This window comes from Paenibacillus alkaliterrae (genome assembly GCF_021532375.1).
GTDB lineage: Bacteria > Bacillota > Bacilli > Paenibacillales > Paenibacillaceae > Pristimantibacillus > Pristimantibacillus alkaliterrae.
This window is the reverse complement of sequence record NZ_JAKGAP010000151.1, coordinates 1-2,002: the sequence shown is the minus strand read 5'-3', so window position 1 is coordinate 2,002 and position 2,002 is coordinate 1. Positions and strand designations below refer to the sequence as shown.

Annotated in this window: 3 protein-coding genes; all 3 read right to left on the bottom strand. The window is 47.9% G+C overall.

All coding sequences use genetic code 11. The features are described from left to right. Positions 1–40: 40 nt before the first annotated feature. The 3 genes from L1N85_RS26875 to L1N85_RS26865 all read right to left on the bottom strand — a co-directional run bounded on the left by L1N85_RS26875 (position 41) and on the right by L1N85_RS26865 (position 1,820). Positions 41–235 carry a hypothetical protein gene (locus L1N85_RS26875; RefSeq protein WP_235242077.1) on the bottom strand — a complete coding sequence of 65 codons (195 nt, stop codon included), beginning with the start codon at positions 233–235 and terminating at the stop codon, positions 41–43. A 162-nt stretch (positions 236–397) separates the two neighbouring features. Beyond that, positions 398–1,336 carry a zinc-dependent metalloprotease family protein gene (locus tag L1N85_RS26870; RefSeq protein WP_235242076.1) on the bottom strand — a complete coding sequence of 313 codons (939 nt, stop codon included), beginning with the start codon at positions 1,334–1,336 and terminating at the stop codon, positions 398–400. Next, positions 1,329–1,820, bottom strand: coding sequence for a hypothetical protein (locus L1N85_RS26865; protein ID WP_235242075.1), 492 nt, complete (start codon positions 1,818–1,820; stop codon positions 1,329–1,331). Before L1N85_RS26865 ends, L1N85_RS26870 begins: the two co-directional genes overlap by 8 nt. Between the last annotated feature and the right edge of the window lie 182 nt (positions 1,821–2,002).

Sequence of the window (2,002 nt, the reverse complement as noted above, 5' to 3'; positions counted from 1 at the left end):
TGCGAATCGGTGAAATCACCGAAAAACAGCGCGAGCTGTTTCAAAAGCTGGGAGTCACCCCGCCGTCCTCGTTATGAGTTGGCGGGAATGCAGGTTCGATGGCCTTAGTTCCTGCGAGAAAGCCGACGGCGCCAAACAAATGCCCGAAAATATAGTCGGACTTGGAGGAATTCTCAGATTCCTGATGGAGCTTCTTGACGCCGGGCATCCAGCGGGCTTCCTTGGTTTGCTTCATCCCATCGCCTACGAGAACCACCATCCCTTGGATGGTAGAAAGAGGAATTGTGTACCTTTAAAGGAAAAAGGTACAGCCCACTCATTTTTTTGAGTGGCTGTACCCTTTGTAACTCAAAGAGACTTTTTCAGTGACCCACCAAGAAGCAGGAATTCTTTTTTCTTAGCCATAATAGGTGAATGAGGATGAATAGGTTACAACGCCGTACTTGTCATAGCTCTTGAAATAGGGGGTAATCTCCACCCTGTACGAGCCTTTACCATAGCTGGATAAACTCAATGATGATTGCGGCTTAAGCGGCGGAGACTTCCATGAGGCGCTCGCCACGAGACCGGTATTCATAGTCACTTCACTTGTCGAGATGGTGCTCCATGCTCCGGAGACATTCTTCTGATATCTGACTCGGTAATGTAGCTCCCCGTAGGCATAGTCGTCCCAGGTTACGGTAACGATGCCCGAGGCATTTAACACCGGAAGGACATTGTTCGCATAGCCGCTACCCATGAAGTTATCCATGCGGGATTTGTCCAAGGAAGTGGGACCTGTGTTGGTATCGCAGCCACCGCCGTTCATGATTGTATTCTCGGAGTTGCATAAATCTCCGGTGGAGCCGTCGTCCCGGTATCTTTCATGGAGACCCAGGTAATGGCCGATCTCATGTGCTGCCGTTCTTGTCTTGTTTGAAGAGCTGCTCGTAATAGTGATGTTGGAGCTTAGCGTGAAGTTGGCCTTTCTGGTTGTGTCATTATATACCGATGCTATAGAGTGGCAACCTCCCGAGCCCACCGCGCATACGGAATCGGAGTAATCAAATACAAGATCGCTCCCGGTACCGGTTATCCTTACTTGGGGGATTTGCGCATTCCAATTGTTGACCGCCGTCGTTACGTTGGAGCTGATCGTCGTCGAGTTGGACTTATAGGTGGTTACCGCGCCGTTGATCATCCACCAGCTTGCTCGGGACTCGTCCCCCGTCATGCCGGACAGCTGCTTGTTGCTGTCCATAACCAGCCAAACATGATGATTCGCGGATGCTGCAGGTGCCAGCACAAGGATATATACCGCAATGATGGAGAAAAGGTAGAGGATCCTCCTATTCATCCTTAGCCACCCCCTTCAAGTATCCTTTGACATCTCCCTTGAGAAATTCAAAAGGCTTCTTGTCGGCTTCATCAAGGACCAAATTCACGACGACTCCGGTATGCTCCGCGATCATAATTGTGGAGTTCCCCCGCTGAATAGCGTAAAAGGGCAAATTGGTCGCCGTTTCCTCACTTAGCTCCAGGCGCTCATCGTCTACGACGTATGCTTTAACAAAAGCATCACCCGGGAGCTTGACACTTCTCCCTGCTATTGTAATCGCCGAGCCCTTCGTCTTCTCTCCTGCAAAATGCTTGACATGTCCCTTCTTCTCCGCCCAATCCTTGAATTGATCCTTCCACTTCACTTGCTCCTCTACTGTACTGGCTGGAGGTAATGTATTCGGAAAGGCTTCCTCCTGCTCAGATGCTGCGACGATGGAATTGATGGAAATAACAAATAACAATGCAACCAACGGGGTAAAAACCAATAAATATCTTCTCATATAATACCTCCTTTGAAATATATTGCATCTTTAGTCTATTATTTCTTATACCATATTTCAATAGTTTTATTATAATATTCCATATTTAAGGCTATTCGCAGTTTAGCATGGGTTGTGTAAATCTATAAAACTTGGACAAGGGAATCGTATTCAGTTCAAATCGCTAGATTGTTCTCCACCTG

Excerpts from the sequence above, each read along its gene's own strand:
- L1N85_RS26875 (WP_235242077.1), bottom strand. The coding sequence starts at position 235 with ATGAAGCAAACCAAGGAAGCCCGCTGGATGCCCGGCGTCAAGAAGCTC.
- L1N85_RS26870 (WP_235242076.1), bottom strand. The coding sequence starts at position 1,336 with ATGAATAGGAGGATCCTCTACCTTTTCTCCATCATTGCGGTATATATC.
- L1N85_RS26865 (WP_235242075.1), bottom strand. The coding sequence starts at position 1,820 with ATGAGAAGATATTTATTGGTTTTTACCCCGTTGGTTGCATTGTTATTT.